The sequence below is a fragment of the Psychroflexus sediminis genome, from assembly GCF_900099815.1.
Lineage (GTDB): Bacteria > Bacteroidota > Bacteroidia > Flavobacteriales > Flavobacteriaceae > Psychroflexus > Psychroflexus sediminis.
Genome location: NZ_FNCW01000004.1, coordinates 56,841 through 72,687, shown reverse-complemented (window position 1 = coordinate 72,687; position 15,847 = coordinate 56,841). Strand labels below are relative to the sequence as shown.

Here is a 15,847-nt window from a genome sequence, read left to right as displayed (position 1 = left end):
TTAATTTTTCGATTTCATGGATGCAAAACACAAGATAGAACAGCTAAGATCGGAGCTTCATGAGCATAATTATAAGTATTATGTTCTGGATAATCCTGAGATTTCTGATTATGATTTTGACATGAAACTGAAGGAGTTACAGGAGCTGGAGCAGGCCCATCCAGAGTTTTACGATTCTAATTCGCCTACGATGCGGGTCGGTGGTGAAGTGACCAAAAGCTTCAAAACGGTGGTGCATGATTTCCCCATGTATTCGTTGTCCAACTCCTACTCTAAAGAAGATCTCGAAGACTGGGAAACCCGAATTCAGAAAATCGTAGAGGAACCCGTAGAGTTTACCTGCGAACTGAAATACGACGGTGCATCCATCAGCTTAACCTATGAAAACGGTGAATTTGTAAGAGCTGTGACTCGGGGAGATGGCACCCAGGGTGACGAAATCACTCATAATGTAAAAACCATAAGATCGGTTCCCTTAAAACTGAAAGGAGACGATTATCCAGAACGCTTTGATATTCGCGGAGAAATTGTATTGCCGTATGAAGGCTTTGCAAAACTCAATGCTGAGAAAGTAGAACAGGGAGAGGAACCTTATGCCAACCCAAGGAATACAGCCTCAGGAAGTTTGAAACTTCAGGATAGCGGAGAGGTTGCCAAACGGCCTTTGCTGTGTTTGTTATACAATCTGACAGGTGAGAACCTGGGTGTAGACACTCAAATGGAAAGCTTAACTAAAGCACGAGCCTGGGGATTTAATGTTCCAGAAGAAGCTCAGCTCGCGAAATCCATGGAAGCCGTTTTTAATTATATCGACTACTGGGATAAGCACAGACGTGACTTGCCTTATGAAACCGACGGTGTTGTCATAAAAGTGAACAGTCTTCAGCAGCAGGAAGAGTTGGGTTATACGGCGAAATCGCCACGCTGGGCAATGGCCTATAAATTTAAAGCCGAGCAGGTTTCGACGCTGTTAAACGAAATCACCTATCAGGTTGGCAGAACCGGTGCCATCACTCCAGTGGCCAATTTAGATCCTGTACAGCTGGCAGGAACCACCGTAAAACGCGCGTCTTTGCATAATGCTGACCAGATTGAAAAGCTGGATGTAAGAGAAGGGGATGTGGTGTTTGTTGAAAAAGGAGGGGAGATTATTCCCAAAATTATTGGGGTTGATTTTACACAGCGGAATCCGGATTCTAAACCCACTGAGTACATCAAAGTATGCCCGGTTTGCGAAACACCGCTGGAACGCAAAGAAGGCGAAGCGCTTCACTTTTGTCCGAATTCGGAGGGCTGTCCCCCTCAAATTATTGGTCGGATTCAGCACTTTATTTCCAGAAAAGCTATGGATATCGAAGGCCTTGGCGGGGAGACCGTGGCTTTACTCGTGAAAGAAAACTTAATCGAAGATTACGCCGACCTGTATACCCTGAAAAAAGAAGATGTGCTTCCCCTGGAACGCATGGCGGAAAAGTCAGCTGAAAATTTGATTCAGGGCATCGAAGCTTCCAAGGAAGTTCCTTTTGAGCGGGTGCTTTTTGGCTTGGGAATTCGGTATGTGGGGGAAACCGTTGCCAAAAAGCTGGTGAAAGCCTACAAAAGCATAGACGTTTTAGCTTCTGCCAGTTTAGAAAACCTGACATCAGTTGACGAAATTGGAGAACGCATAGCGCAAAGTGTCGTGGAATTTTTTAGCGATGATGCCAATAAAGAACGCATTGACAGATTGAGAAGTTATGGACTCAATCTGGAAATTTCTGAAGAGGAGTTAGAAAATCAAAGTCAGAAGCTGGCAGATTTAACTCTTGTTATTTCTGGAGTGTTTGAGAAAGTGTCCAGAAAGGAGCTTCAAAATCTGATAGAAACCCACGGCGGAAAAAACACCAGTTCCATTTCCAAAAAGACGGATTACCTGGTTGCCGGGGACAATATGGGACCCAGCAAGCGTACTAAAGCAGAAAACCTTGGTGTCAAGATCATCACTGAAGATGAATTTTTGAAAATGATAGAAGACTAGAAAGTAGAAAGTAGGAAGTAGGAAGTAGAATGACAGACCTTCCCTAAATAATGTAGACCGTTTTTGTGAAATACTGGTCGGTTAATTTAAAATTCATAATTCTAAATTGAATGTTCGGTATTTCATAATTCTGCGTTCTAAGCGTTTCTGCGGTAAATATATTTTCTTCAGCTTCCCTGTAAGCGGACTTCCGGCTCTTTAAACTTCGATAACAAGACTTTCATTTTCGTTTTCGCCGGCTTCGTCGAAGTAAAAATCGATTCGTCCTACATTGATACCGCCCCAGCCCACCTGATTGACCAGAACTTTTCTGCCATCCAAATTCTCGACAAGACTTGGTTTTTCCAGAAAGGTATGGGTATGTCCGCCGATGATAAGGTCGATGTCTCTGGTAAGTGCCGCCAGTTTCAAATCATCAATTTTATCAGAGCGGTAACTATAGCCTAAGTGCGACAGGCAAATCACTAGGTCACAGTTGAGGTTCTGTTTTAAAATCCGGGTCTGTTCCTGAGCGATTTCCACAGGGTTGAGGTATTCGGTTTCCTTGTAAAGCTCTTTGGAAACCAGACCTTCCAGTTGAATTCCCAGACCAAAAACCCCGACGTTTAGGCCGTTAACCTCATAAATTTGATGCGATTTCACCAGGCCGTCCAAAACGGTATTGGAGAAATTATAATTTGAACTGAGCAGATCGAATTCTGCATGCTGCAGCTGTGCTGCAATATTCGCAATCCCGTTATCAAACTCATGATTTCCAATGGTAGAGGCATGATAGCCCAGTTTACTCATCAATTTATATTCGAGCTCGCCCCCGTAAAAATTAAAATAAGGCGTGCCCTGGAAAGCATCTCCAGCATCGAGAACCAGCGTGTTTGGGTTTTCCGATCTCACCTGCTGAATGAAAGTGTATCGTCTGGAAACGCCTCCAAGATTGGCGTATCGGCTGTCATTGGCCGGAAAAGGATCGATGTGGCTATGCACATCGTTGGTGTGTAAAATGGTGAGGTGTTTAGAGAATTGCTTGGGTTTAAAAGCACTCAGAACACCCAGCCCGCCTGCTGCCAGAAAACCAGTGGCAGCTCCCGTTGTTTTTATAAATTTCGATCGATTCATGCCTTTAGTTTTGAAGTTGAATAAAACGTTGATCCCTGACTGGTGCTATCGTGTCCTTTTTTTTGAAGTAGTCGATAAACAGATTTCTCAGTTTGTAATCCAGGCCCTGAACGTTCCTGGCACTGAGGAAAAAATCCATTCTATCGCCGCCTTTTGCCAAATAGTCGGAGGTGGCTACGTAGTAGGATTTCCTCTGATTTTGCGCTCCGTTTACTTTAAACTCACTCAGGTTGCCTTGAGCATCCAGAATCACTTGAATCCCTGAGATGGGGTGAGCTGCTTTATTCTGGACCAGATAATCAACCAAAGCCTGAAGTTCATCTGAAGTCAATTCAGCAACCACAACTTCATTTTCAAAAGGCATGATGTTATAAGCTGTCCTGGTGGTGATGTCTCCGGCATTGATCCCCCCGCGAATGCCTCCGTAATTCAAAATCACCAGGTCAATACTATGTCCTGTCCGTTCTTTAAACAGAGGGTTGGCCATCTCAAAAACCGCATCTGCCATCATGTTTCCAATAGGCGTGTTGAATTTGGCCTCAGCCTTATACATCGCATTAGGCGTGTAGGAGAGCACGCCTTCCATTTCTTCTTTGATTCTCCTGCGGTAAGGGGTTATAAAGGTTTCCAGTTCTTTATTTTCCGCAATAGTGTCGGAGATCAAAATTTGTTTGCTCTCTATGTGGGTCAGTTTCTGGGGTGCATCTGCACAGGACCACAGCACCGAAAGCAAAAAGAATAGGCTGAGTGTTTTCATCAGGATCAATTTTCGGTAAATATAATAGGTTTGAAAATTAACTTTAGCTTGAATTTGCCAGAATTAGGGAGTTTAAATGCTATTTTTATTTCGTATTCTCAAAAGACATTAAGGATTTAATTTTGGTATTTTTGCAAAACTGTTTTAATATAATTTATGGAAATCCCTCTGCTTAAGGAAATTGTTGTCGTTTTAGGAATTTCGATTGTCATTATTTTAGCGTTTCAAAAGCTGAAAGTGCCATCGATTCTCGGATTTTTATTTGCGGGTATTATCGTAGGACCAAGTGCGTTTAACCTGTTGAGTTCGAGGCATGAGGTAGAGCTGCTTTCAGAAATAGGCATCATCTTTCTGCTCTTCATCATCGGTATAGAATTGTCCTTTAGCGGATTGATGAAAATTAAGAAAACGGTATTTGTAGGAGGTGGTCTGCAGGTTGGAGGCACGATCTTGATAACTGCTTTAGTGGCTATGGCCCTAGGTATAGACCTTAACACAGCTGTATTTATCGGGTTTTTGATCTCCTTAAGCAGTACAGCCATCGTTCTTAAAATGCTGCAGGAGAAAGGTGAAATAAAGTCTCCTCATGGAAGAATAGCTTTAGGGATCCTTATTTTTCAGGATATCATTGTCGTACCCATGATGCTTTTGACTCCTATTTTAGCCGGAAAGGCCGAAAATATAGGAGAAACCCTTTTTATTCTTTTAGTTAAACTCATAGGGGTTGGCCTGGTGGTTTTCGTGCTTCAAAAGTATGTTGTGCCTTTCATTTTTAAACTGGTTGTCAAGTCAAAAAACAGAGAATTATTCATTTTAACGACCATCGTGTTTTGCTTTTCTGTGGCCTGGCTGACGTCCTCTGTTGGTCTCTCGCTGGCTCTGGGTGCTTTCTTTGCAGGATTGATCATTTCAGAATCGGAATACAGTCACCAAGCTACGGCCAATGTTCTTCCGTTCCGAGAGATCTTTATAAGTTTCTTTTTTATCTCGGTAGGTTCTCTTTTGGACATCCACTTTTTTATAAATCATGTGGTTTACATTTTGCTTTTTGTACTGGCCGTTTTGATTATTAAAGTGGTCATTGTAGCTTTTGTGGCTCTGTTCCTCCAAAACCAGCCAAGAACGGTGTTTTTGTCGGCCTTTAGCATTTTCCAGGTGGGAGAATTTTCACTCTTACTTTCTACAGTAGGTTTGCAGAATGATTTATTGCCCGATGCATTATATCAGTATTTTCTTGCGGTATCCATCATCACCATGGCCTTAACGCCGTTCGTGTTGCAAAAATCTCATAGGATGTCAGATTTTCTCCTCAGAGCGGCCATTCCAAAGCGGGTGAGAAAGCGCATGAATAAACGAAAAATCGAAAGCAGCAGTCAGGAAGTCGATTCTGACCACGACTGGAAAGACCATGTGATTATTGTGGGTTATGGAATCAATGGTCAAAATATTTCGCGAGTTACCTCTCATATTGATATTCCCTATGTGATCGTGGATATGGATTATGAAGCTATCAAACTGGCTAAGCAAAAAAAACAGCCTGTCATTTACGGTGACGCTTCCGATCCTGAAATTTTAAAGCATATCAATATTCAGAAAGCCAGGGTAGTGGTGATCGCTATTTCAGATCCAGGTGCCACCAAAAAGATTATTTCTTCGGTTCGTTTATTCTCTCAGACGGTTTACATTATCGTAAGAACGCGATATGTCAAGGAGATTGAAGAGAATATGAAGGTTGGTGCAGATGAGGTGATACCGGAAGAATTCGAAACCTCTATCGAAATTTTTACGCGAGTGCTAAGACAATACATGGTCACTCAGGGAGATATTGAAAATATAGTTACCAGCATCAGGTCTTCAGATTACCAGATGTTAACAAGTATCAAACCAACATCTACCAATGCGGTTTTTCAGCAACTGAATATTCCGGATAAAGAAGTGGCGACGCTACACGTTCAGCATGGGAATAATAATATTGCCGGAGCTTCTATAGGTGAATCTGGAATCGGTAAAAATTATAATGTGACAGTTTTAGCCATAAAACGGGGTAGAAAGTACATCTCGGATATTAATCCGGAGACTAGAATTGAAATAGATGATCTGGTGTATATTTTTGGTGCTTCAAAAGATATAAACACACTGAATAAAGTGATAAAATTCTAGGTCTGCTTGTAACGATATTCAAACCTAATAGTCCAATAAGAAATTTAAAAACATGAAAAATACAGTTTTAGCTTTAATGGTTTTGGTTGGTATTGTAAGTTGTAAATCGGTTTCGCAAAAGGAAAATGACCTTGTTGTCGTCGATATTTTTGTGAATGAAATCGAAAACGATAGAGTCAAAGTAAGCATGAATCCCGGACCGGTAGCTTCAGATTCGCTCAAATTTTACTTGCCCAAAACAGTTCCTGGTACTTATGAAATCAACAATTATGGCCAGTTTGCCAGCGAACTTATCGCATTTGACTACGATGGTAATGTGATGGAAACGATCCGCCAGGATGATAATACCTGGGTAATCTCCAATTCTTCAGACTTCGACAAGCTTATTTATGAAGTGGATGATACCTATGACATTGAAGGGGAGGGCGGTGTGTTTTCTCCGGCGGGAACCAATTTTGAAGCTGGTGATAATTTTATGCTGAATTTGCATGCGATGGTCGGCTATTTTGAAGATGCTAAAGAAATTCCCTACAAAATCAATATCCACAGACCTTCTTCTTTGGCAGCTTCGGCTTCTTTACCCGTTATAAATCAAACGGATAAAGGAACTTACGTGATCGATGAATTTTCTACAGACAGATACTTTGGAGTAATAGACCATCCGATTTTATATTCTGAACCGGACACCACTAGCTTCGATATTGAAGGTATGAAAGTCTTGCTAAGTGTTCATTCTCCCAATAAAATTCATACAACCGAAGATCTGAAACCAGCTTTGGAAAAAATGGTTCAGGCTCAAAAATCTTTTTTAGGCGAAATAGATAACACCAATATCTATGCAATCTTGCTGTATTTGTCTGAAATGGACAGTCCTGATGCGCGTGGATTTGGCGCTTTAGAGCATCACACATCTACAAGTGTAGTTTTACCGGAAACCATGAGTTTGGAGCAGCTTGAAGAAACGATGACCGATGTCGTTTCACACGAATTTTTTCACATCATCACTCCTTTGAATATCCACTCTAAGGAAGTTCATTATTTCGATTATAACGATCCAGAAATGTCCAAACATTTATGGATGTATGAAGGGGTTACCGAGTATTTTGCCAATTTGTTTCAAATCAATCAGGGTTTGATTTCTGAAGAAGAATTTTATCAGCGTATGAATGAAAAAATCGAAACTTCCATGGCGTTTGATGATACGATGGCATTTACTGTAATGAGCGAGAATATATTAGAAGATGAATATAAAGACAGTTATTATAATGTGTATCAAAAGGGAGCATTGATAGGTATGGCCTTGGATATTCGCCTGAGAGAATTGAGCGACGGGCAGATGGGGATTTTGGATCTGATGAAAAAACTGGTTTCTAAATACGGAAAAGATAAGCCCTTTGAGGATGAGGCTTTAATTTCTGAAATCGTTGCCATGACCTATCCTGAAATCCAAAGCTTTTTTGACAGCTACGTAACTGGAAATACACCAATACCTTACGATGAATTTTTTGCCAAAGTAGGCGTGGAAAAAACTGAAAGCCTGTCTAAGACCGGTTATTTTTTGAATGGAAGAACTCCATATATAGACGTCAACCAGGATGAGAAAACGATTTTTTTCAGAGAAAGTTACCCGATGAATTCATTTTTCAAAGATTTAGGGGTAAAGGGAGGTGATGTGATAAAGTCCATCAACGGCACTGAATATACCTTGCAAAATATAAGAGACCTGATCTCGACTTCTATGGCCTGGCAAGAAGGGCAAGATTTTACAATGACAGTGATAAGAGATGGGGAGGAAATGACTTTCGAGGGAAAAACGGCTCAGCCTTACATTAAAAAAACAAGTTTACAGTCGGTTGATTTGGATAGCGATGCTCCTGAATTCAAATTGAGACAGGCCTGGTTGAAAGACTGATTTTTTTTACTTTGAATGGCTCAATAATCACTTATATTTGAACCAAAATTTAAAGGTGCTTAATTCAATTCAAACTTATTTTCTCAGGAAAAACCTGGAGTCTTCAAAACCTCCTAAGATAAATGATAAGCCAGGCTCTAAGATCGGTGTGTTGTATAATGATGATGTTTCAGACAGATATCAACTTCAACAGCTTATCGAAAAGAATTTTAAAGTAAAAACTTCAGAAATCAATCTTTTGGGATTTAGCAGGCATAGGTATGATAGAGTTGAAAAACCAGACTTTGTTTTTATAAAAAAAGATTTTTCTTTGTTTGGTCAGCCTAAATCTGAAACTATTACTGAGTTTTTATCTCATAAGTATAAACTGCTTTTCAATTTTTTCGGCAAAGATGAGCTTTGCTTAGAGATTGTTGCTCAACATACAGAAGCGAAACTGAAGGTAGGATTACATGAATCCAATGAAAAGGTGAATGATTTGTTGCTGGCTTTAGATTCTAAGAACCTTGATTTTTTTGAAGAAAGTTCTAAATACATTAAACATATAATTTAAATAAAAAATGACACAGTTTTTGGGGACAGGAGTTGCTTTGGCTACTCCCTTTACTAGAGAAAATGAAGTAGATGAGAATGCTTTAAGGCGTTTGGTTCAGTTTCAAATTAAGAATGGAGTAGATTATCTGGTGGTATTGGGCACAACGGCAGAAAGTACGACATTATCTAAAGTTGAAAAGGAAATCGTGAAAACGATTATAAAAAAGGAAAACAAGGCTAAGCTGCCACTCATTTTAGGTATGGGAGGGAACAATACTTCACAAGTGGTAAATGATCTTAAATCTGAAGATTTAGAGGGTTTCGATGCGATTTTATCGGTTTCTCCATTTTATAATAAGCCAAGTCAAGAAGGGATTTATCAGCATTTCGCAGCTATTTCTGAAGCATCACCACTTCCTGTAATACTTTATAATGTGCCGGGAAGAACAAGTTCTAATATGCTTCCACTCACAGTTAGGCGTCTGGCGAATGATTTTGATAACATCATTGGAATAAAAGAGGCCGCTGGAGATATGGTGCAAGCCATGCAGATGATACGAGATACGCCTGAAGATTTTCTTGTTATTTCTGGAGATGATATGATTACCCTGCCCATGGTACTTGCCGGGGGTGCTGGAGTGATTTCTGTTATGGCTCAAGGCTTTCCTTCTGAATTTACCAAGATGGTGAATTTTGGTATGCAGAGAAAAGCAGATGAAGCTTATAAACTTCAGTACCGGTTGATGGATGGAATAGATTTGATTTTCAAAGAGGGAAATCCCTCCGGAATCAAATCGGTTTTGGAATTAAAAAACTTAACAGAAAGTTTTGTTAGATTACCCTTGATTCAGGCAAGTTCGGAATTAAAATCCGCTTTAAGTGTTTTTATTAGGCAGTTGAAATAAGCCAGAAAGTATTGCGTTTTTATTATCGAAGATTTATCCCTAATTTTGCACGATATTTAAGTCTATGAAGCGATTATTAATACTCTTGATTATTGGTGTTGGATTGACCTCTTGTGGAGAATACCAGAAGGTATTGAAGGAGAAGGAAATTTCACCAAAATACGAAATGGCGAAGCAGCTCTATGAGGAAGGTATCGAAACCGGTAAGAATAAATATTTTCGTAAAGCCATACGTTTATTCGATCAGATTTTACCACAATATAAAGGTAAACCTGCAGGAGAGACCGTAAGCTATATGAATGCTAATGCGCATTATTTGGTAGGAGATTACTTCCTGTCTGGTTACCTTTTTGAGCGTTTTACCAAATCTTATCCCAATAGTGAAAAAGTAGAAGAGGCATTTTACAAAAGCGCAAAAAGTTATTATGAGGTGTCGCCTGTTTATAGTAAAGATCAGGAAGATACTTATAAAGCTTTGAATAAACTTCAGTTTTATATAAACGCCTATCCTGATGGAGAATACTTTATAGCGGCTAATGAGATGATTCAAGAATTGAGTCGAAAAATAGAAAAGAAATTTTACGAAATAGCAAAACAATACCATCACACTGAGCGCTATAAAGCGGCCATACAATCTTTTGATAATTTTATTCTCAAGTTTCCAGGGTCGACATTTAGAGAGCAGGCTTTTTTCTACAAGTTTGAATCTGCTTATATTTTAGCGATCAATAGTGTATCTTATTTAGTTCCAGAACGATTGGCTGAAGCTTTGCTTTATTATCAAGATTTCATCAAATATTATGGTGATACTGAAGGTGAACTTTTAATAAAAGTCAAATCCTACGCCCAAGACATAGAACAACGCACAAATACCCAAATAGAATTATGAATTCAAATATCAAACACACCAACGCTCCAATAAGCACAACGACAATCAACAAAAACAAGGTTGATGCCGCGACAGGAAATATTTATGAAGCGATTTCTATCGTTGCTAAACGTTCCAACCAGATTAATGTGGAGATGAAGAAAGAGCTTTTGGAGAAATTAGATGAGTTTGCTACTTATAACGAAAATCTCGATGAAGTTTTCGAAAACAAAGAGCAGATAGAAGTGTCTAAATATTACGAAAGACTACCCAAGCCACATTCTATAGCCATGGATGAATGGTTGGATGATAAAATTTACTTCAGAAATACCAAGGAAAATACTGAAGAGTAACACGTACTGCACATGAGTATTTTAAGCGGTAAGCATGTCCTTTTAGGAATTACAGGTGGCATTGCCGCTTATAAATCTGCTTTTTTGGTTCGATTGCTTAAAAAAGCTGGAGCAAATGTAAAAGTAATCATGACTCCAGATTCTGAGCAATTTGTTACACCACTTACTCTTTCCACTCTTTCAGAAAACACTGTGATTTCTTCATTTACCGATGAAGAAAAAAACTGGAATAACCATGTAGAACTTGGATTGTGGGCCGATCTCATGTTGATTGCTCCAGCAACTGCGAATACGCTGTCTAAGATGGCTGCTGGAAATGCCAATAATCTTTTGATTACCACTTACCTTTCTGCCAAGTGTCCTGTTTACTTTGCTCCTGCCATGGACCTGGATATGTATAAGCATGCTTCTTCCAAAGCGAGCATTGAAAAGTTAATTAGTTTTGGAAATAAATGTATTCCACCAGAGTCCGGTCATCTTGCCAGCGGATTAGAAGGTGAAGGCAGAATGGCCGAGCCTGAAAATATTGTCAACTTTTTGGAACAAGATGTGCTTTCTCAGCTTCCGCTTTACGGTAAAAGCATTACAATTACAGCTGGACCTACTTACGAAGCTATTGATCCTGTGCGTTTTATAGGCAATCATTCTAGCGGACAAATGGGTTTTGAATTGGCGGAACAGGCTTTGAATCTTGGAGCTACAGTGAATTTGATTACCGGTCCAACCCACTTAAAACTCGCTCATAAAAATTTAATCAGGATGGATGTGATTAGCGCTCAGGAGATGTTTGAGGCCGCAACATCAATTTTTGATAATTCCCATATTGTGATCGCCGCCGCAGCGGTTTCAGATTACAAACCCAAAGTGCAATTCGATCAAAAGCTAAAGAAAACAGAAGAAGCTTTACACATAGATTTGGAACCTACTCCAGATATCCTGAAGCATTTAGGCACTTTGAAATCCCATCAAATTTTAGTGGGTTTTGCTCTTGAAACCAATAACGAAGAAGAGAATGCGAAAGCTAAACTCAAGAAGAAAAATTTGGACTTTATCGTCTTAAATTCGTTAAATGATAAAGAAGCGGGATTCAAAAAGGAAACCAATAAAATTAAAATCATAACAAATTCAGAAATTATTCGTTTTGAAACCAAATCCAAAGCTGAAGTTGCCAATGATATTTTGGTTCATCTTTTGAAATTTATAAGCTAATGCGTTTCAAGTCAATTTTACTGGTTTTGTGTTTTCCTCTACTGGCTTCTGCTCAAGCTATAGAAGCTGAGGTATTTTTGGATGCCCAGCAAACGGGTAAGACGCAGCTTACTGTTTTTAATACCTTGGAGAAAGACATTACTGAGTTTATAAATAACACGCAATGGACAGATGAGAACTACCAGCCTCATGAGCGTGTAAAGTGCAGTTTTACAATTTTAGTTCAGAGTTATGATGCGGACAGCTTTCAGGCAACACTTCAAGTACAATCCTCTCGTCCTGTCTTTGGTTCTACGATGAATTCCATTTTGTTGAATATAAAAGATGATGATTTCAATTTTGTATATAAGGAGTTTCAGCCTCTGAACTACAATCCAAATGTGTTCAATTCTAATCTTATCTCTACAATTAGTTTTTATGTTTATACCATTTTAGGTTATGATGCGGATACTTTTGCTGAAGGTGGAGGTGACGAGTTCTATCAGGAAGCCAGAAAAATTGTAAATGTAGCCGGACAAAGAGGAGGCGCAGGCTGGAGAGATGCAGGAATTTCTCAAAGTCGGTTTGGAATTAATAGAGATTTGCTTTCCGGAAATTTTTCAAATTTCAGAAAGGCTTTATACATCTATCACAGAAAGGGTCTGGATGTTATGCATGACGATGTTGTAGCCGGAAAAGAAAATATTCTTACCGCAATCAATTTGGTTTCTCAGAATTCTAAGAGCAGACCTAATGCGGTTTTGTTCAGACTGTTTTTTGACGCAAAATCAGATGAGATCATGCAAATCTTAAATGCTGGTCCAGAAATGGATATCAGTTCAACTTTGACTACTCTGAATCAAGTTGCTCCTGTTCACAACAGAAAATGGAGACGGATAGGTAATTAATTTTGCTCCAGATCGCTCAATATTTAGTAGTTTAGCTTCCATATTAATGTCTTAAATTTTCACTTGTGCTTAGAGTCCTTGGGATCAAAAATTTTGCTCTTATTGAAGACATCAGTCTGGAGTTTACGGATAATTTTTCAATTATCACTGGTGAAACAGGTGCTGGTAAATCTATTATTCTTGGAGCCCTTTCCTTATTATTAGGAAAGAGGGCTGACTTAAATTCGATCAGAAATTCTGAAAAAAAGTGCGTCATTGAAGGTCACTTTTCTGTTGGCGCATTCGATTTGCAGTCTCTATTCGAAAATTTGGATCTAGATTATGAAGAGGAGACGATTATAAGACGTGAAATATTACCTTCAGGAAAGTCCAGAGCTTTTGTAAACGACACTCCTGTAAAGCTTTCAAATTTGAGTGAGTTAGGAGGTCATCTCATCGACATCCATTCTCAGCATGAAACGCTTTCGATAGGGAATCAGGATTACCAATACGATGTTTTAGATACTGTAGCTCAAAATTCAAAATTAAAAGCTGATTATTTTAAAAATTACAGGCTTCTGAATACTTTTAAAAAAGAGTTTGATGAGTTGAAATCCAGGCAAATCAAAGCTGATGAAGCTTACGATTATAATGTGTTTTTGCTTTCAGAATTGACTGAAGCTAAGCTGAAACCCGGACTCCAAGACGAATTGGAATCAAAGCAAAGCAAGCTAAGTCATGTAGAGGAACTTCAGGAAAAACTGGGTCAGTCTTACCAGCAGTTAGATGAAGAATCTATAGGGGTGGTTGCTCAATTAAGAGAAATCAATTTGCAGTTGCGAAAAGCTTCTCTTCTGGATTCAAGCCTTGAGGAACTTCAGCAAAGACTGGAAAGTATTTTGATAGAAGCTGAGGACATCAGTTCTGAAACTCAGACTCAGTTGGAATCTTTGGATGCAGATCCTAAAGCTTTAGAAGAGGTGAATGAAAAGCTTCAGCTGATATATACATTGCAAAAAAAGCATCATGTAACAGATATACAGGGCTTAATCGATGTTAAAGAAGAACTCGAGCAGCAGGTCTCTGTTAAAGAAAATGCTGAAAAAGCACTTCAGGAAGCTGAATTACAAATCAGCCAACAACAAAAGAAGCTTTCGCAGCTAGCTGAAGGACTTTATGAAAGCAGGTTGAAAACCACAGAAACCATTTCTAAAGTTGTTGAAGTAATGCTGGGTGAATTAGGTATCCCTGATGCTAAGCTTAAGATAGAAGGCAGCTTAAATATGACGTTTAGTTCGAGAGGAGCAGATCATTTTGAATGGCTGTTCTCAGCCAATAAAGGAAGTGCACCTCAGGATATCAAGAAAGTGGCCTCCGGTGGTGAATTGTCAAGAATTACGCTAGCTATAAAAAGCTTGCTGGCTCAATACGAAAACCTGCCGAGTATTATTTTTGATGAAATTGACACTGGAGTTTCCGGGGATGTAGCGACAAAAATGGGAGTGATTATGAAAAAAATGTCCGCATCTTTACAGGTCATTTCTATAACCCATTTACCACAGATAGCGGGGATGGGACAACAGCATTTCAAAGTCTATAAAACCACGAAAAACGAAAAAACACAGTCCAACATCAAAGTTCTTAATCAGCAGGATCGAGTTATTGAGCTAGCTGAAATGCTAGGAGGAGATAAAAGCTCTGAATCTGCTCTAGCACATGCTCAATCTTTGTTAAAATGATTAACTTTACAGCATTCAATTAAAAATAAAACTATGTCATATAATTTATTGAAAGGAAAACGCGGAATTATCTTTGGCGCATTAGATGAAAATTCTATCGCTTGGAAAACGGCCGAAAGAGCACATGAGGAAGGAGCTGAATTCGTTCTGACCAATGCTCCTGTAGCTTTAAGAATGGGGACCATTAACACGCTTGCTGAAAAAACAAATTCTGAAGTTATCCCGGCTGATGCCACTAATCTTGAAGATTTAGAAAACTTAATCGAAAAATCTCAGGACATTCTTGGTGGAAAACTGGATTTTGTACTGCATTCCATCGGTATGTCTATCAACGTCAGAAAAGGGAAACACTACACCGATCAAAATTACGACTGGACTCACAAAGGTCTGGATGTTTCAGCTATGTCTTTCCATAAATTGTTGCAAACGCTTTACAAAAAAGACGCGATGAATGAATGGGGGAGTATTGTAGCTCTTACTTACATGGCAGCTCAACGGGTGTTCCCAGATTATAATGATATGGCAGATAACAAAGCTTATCTGGAATCTGTAGCCAGGAGTTTTGGATACTTTTTCGGAAAAGATAAAAAAGTAAGAGTGAACACCATTTCACAATCGCCAACACCAACTTCTGCAGGACAGGGTGTAAAAGGATTTACGGGCTTCATGAACTACGCCGAAAAGATGTCACCGCTTGGTAATGCTACAGCACTGGAATGTGCTGATTATACTTTGACGCTTTTTTCAGACCTAACTAAAAAGGTGACTTTGCAAAATTTATTTCATGATGGAGGATTCTCCAATATGGGAGTAAGTCAGGAAATTATGGAGTCTATGGAAGAATAGTAAAAAAAATATTAGCCTTCCAGGCTAAACATAAATATAAAATCCAGCAATGTACATTGCTGGATTTTATTATTAACAGGTTCTTCCTTGGAGGTATAAATAACACAATTGAAATAGGGAATCTGTCATTATTTATTAATAATTATATAAAAAATTGTACTTAATTTTAAGAATAAGGTATTTTTTTGTTAAATTGATAACGAATTTAAAACCATATCTTATGAAAAAATTTTTACTTTTTACGTTAATGCTCTTAGCTTTCAACTTTGTTGGAGCGCAAACGATTGGAATTGTTGGTCCGGCAGCGAATGGTTGGCCAGATAACAGCAATCCAGAACCCGATATCATGCTTACCGATAATGGTGATGGAACACACTCTATAGAGGGGTTAACTCTAACAACTGGCTCTGCTAAATTTAGAACTGATAAGGATTGGAATAATCCAAACTACGGTGGTGATACTTTTCCTACAGGGACAATCACTTCCAGTAACATTCCAGTTTAAGCCGGAGTTTATGACATTGTCCTGGATTTGAATGCTAATACCTATGCTTTTACAGATGTAGGT

General features: G+C 39.0%; 14 protein-coding genes. 12 read left to right on the top strand and 2 right to left on the bottom strand.

Annotated features, from left to right (window positions below; all coding sequences use genetic code 11):
* Nucleotides 1-16 precede the first annotated feature (16 nt).
* On the top strand, nucleotides 17-2,017 hold the full coding sequence (gene ligA, locus BLP81_RS04700; RefSeq protein WP_093366314.1) for an NAD-dependent DNA ligase LigA: 2,001 nt from the start codon (nucleotides 17-19) through the stop codon (nucleotides 2,015-2,017).
* Between the two features lie 198 nt (nucleotides 2,018-2,215).
* Here ligA and BLP81_RS04695 read toward each other — a convergent pair whose 3' ends face one another.
* Entirely contained in the window at nucleotides 2,216-3,130 is a 915-nt protein-coding gene (locus BLP81_RS04695) for a bifunctional metallophosphatase/5'-nucleotidase (RefSeq protein WP_093366311.1), read from the bottom strand.
* Between the two features lie 4 nt (nucleotides 3,131-3,134).
* The gene (locus BLP81_RS04690; RefSeq protein WP_093366308.1) at nucleotides 3,135-3,887 is read right to left on the bottom strand and encodes a 5'-nucleotidase C-terminal domain-containing protein; all 753 of its coding nucleotides are present in this window, start codon (nucleotides 3,885-3,887) and stop codon (nucleotides 3,135-3,137) included.
* A gap of 156 nt (nucleotides 3,888-4,043) precedes the next feature.
* On the opposite strand from BLP81_RS04690, the gene BLP81_RS04685 reads away from it, so the two are divergent.
* The 11 genes from BLP81_RS04685 (at nucleotide 4,044) to BLP81_RS04635 (ending at nucleotide 15,784) form a co-directional block, all read left to right on the top strand.
* Nucleotides 4,044-6,047, top strand: a complete 2,004-nt coding sequence (locus BLP81_RS04685; RefSeq protein WP_093366306.1) for a monovalent cation:proton antiporter family protein — start codon at nucleotides 4,044-4,046, stop codon at nucleotides 6,045-6,047.
* 52 nt (nucleotides 6,048-6,099) lie between these two features.
* Entirely contained in the window at nucleotides 6,100-7,959 is a 1,860-nt protein-coding gene (locus BLP81_RS04680) for a M61 family metallopeptidase (RefSeq protein WP_093366303.1), read from the top strand.
* A 55-nt stretch (nucleotides 7,960-8,014) separates the two neighbouring features.
* Nucleotides 8,015-8,512, top strand: coding sequence for a DUF6913 domain-containing protein (locus BLP81_RS04675; protein ID WP_093366874.1), 498 nt, complete (start codon nucleotides 8,015-8,017; stop codon nucleotides 8,510-8,512).
* 7 nt (nucleotides 8,513-8,519) lie between these two features.
* Nucleotides 8,520-9,398, top strand: coding sequence for a 4-hydroxy-tetrahydrodipicolinate synthase (gene dapA / locus BLP81_RS04670; RefSeq protein WP_093366300.1), 879 nt, complete (start codon nucleotides 8,520-8,522; stop codon nucleotides 9,396-9,398).
* 64 nt (nucleotides 9,399-9,462) lie between these two features.
* Nucleotides 9,463-10,287: an outer membrane protein assembly factor BamD gene (locus tag BLP81_RS04665; RefSeq protein ID WP_093366297.1), complete on the top strand. Its 825-nt coding sequence runs from the start codon at nucleotides 9,463-9,465 to the stop codon at nucleotides 10,285-10,287.
* Nucleotides 10,284-10,619 (top strand): DNA-directed RNA polymerase subunit omega, encoded by a 336-nt coding sequence (locus tag BLP81_RS04660; RefSeq protein ID WP_093366295.1) that lies wholly within the window; start codon nucleotides 10,284-10,286, stop codon nucleotides 10,617-10,619. Before BLP81_RS04665 ends, BLP81_RS04660 begins: the two co-directional genes overlap by 4 nt.
* A 12-nt stretch (nucleotides 10,620-10,631) precedes the next feature.
* A complete protein-coding gene (coaBC, locus tag BLP81_RS04655) occupies nucleotides 10,632-11,828 on the top strand; it encodes a bifunctional phosphopantothenoylcysteine decarboxylase/phosphopantothenate--cysteine ligase CoaBC (RefSeq protein ID WP_093366292.1) in 1,197 nt (398 codons plus the stop codon).
* Complete coding sequence (gene porD, locus BLP81_RS04650) at nucleotides 11,828-12,715, top strand: type IX secretion system protein PorD (RefSeq protein ID WP_093366289.1); 888 nt, start codon at nucleotides 11,828-11,830, stop codon at nucleotides 12,713-12,715. Before coaBC ends, porD begins: the two co-directional genes overlap by 1 nt.
* Nucleotides 12,716-12,780: 65 nt before the next feature.
* Entirely contained in the window at nucleotides 12,781-14,433 is a 1,653-nt protein-coding gene (gene recN / locus BLP81_RS04645; protein WP_093366286.1) for a DNA repair protein RecN, read from the top strand.
* 33 nt (nucleotides 14,434-14,466) lie between these two features.
* Nucleotides 14,467-15,279 (top strand): enoyl-ACP reductase FabI, encoded by an 813-nt coding sequence (locus BLP81_RS04640; protein WP_093366284.1) that lies wholly within the window; start codon nucleotides 14,467-14,469, stop codon nucleotides 15,277-15,279.
* A gap of 220 nt (nucleotides 15,280-15,499) precedes the next feature.
* Nucleotides 15,500-15,784 carry a hypothetical protein gene (locus tag BLP81_RS04635; protein ID WP_093366282.1) on the top strand — a complete coding sequence of 95 codons (285 nt, stop codon included), beginning with the start codon at nucleotides 15,500-15,502 and terminating at the stop codon, nucleotides 15,782-15,784.
* Nucleotides 15,785-15,847: the final 63 nt, after the last annotated feature.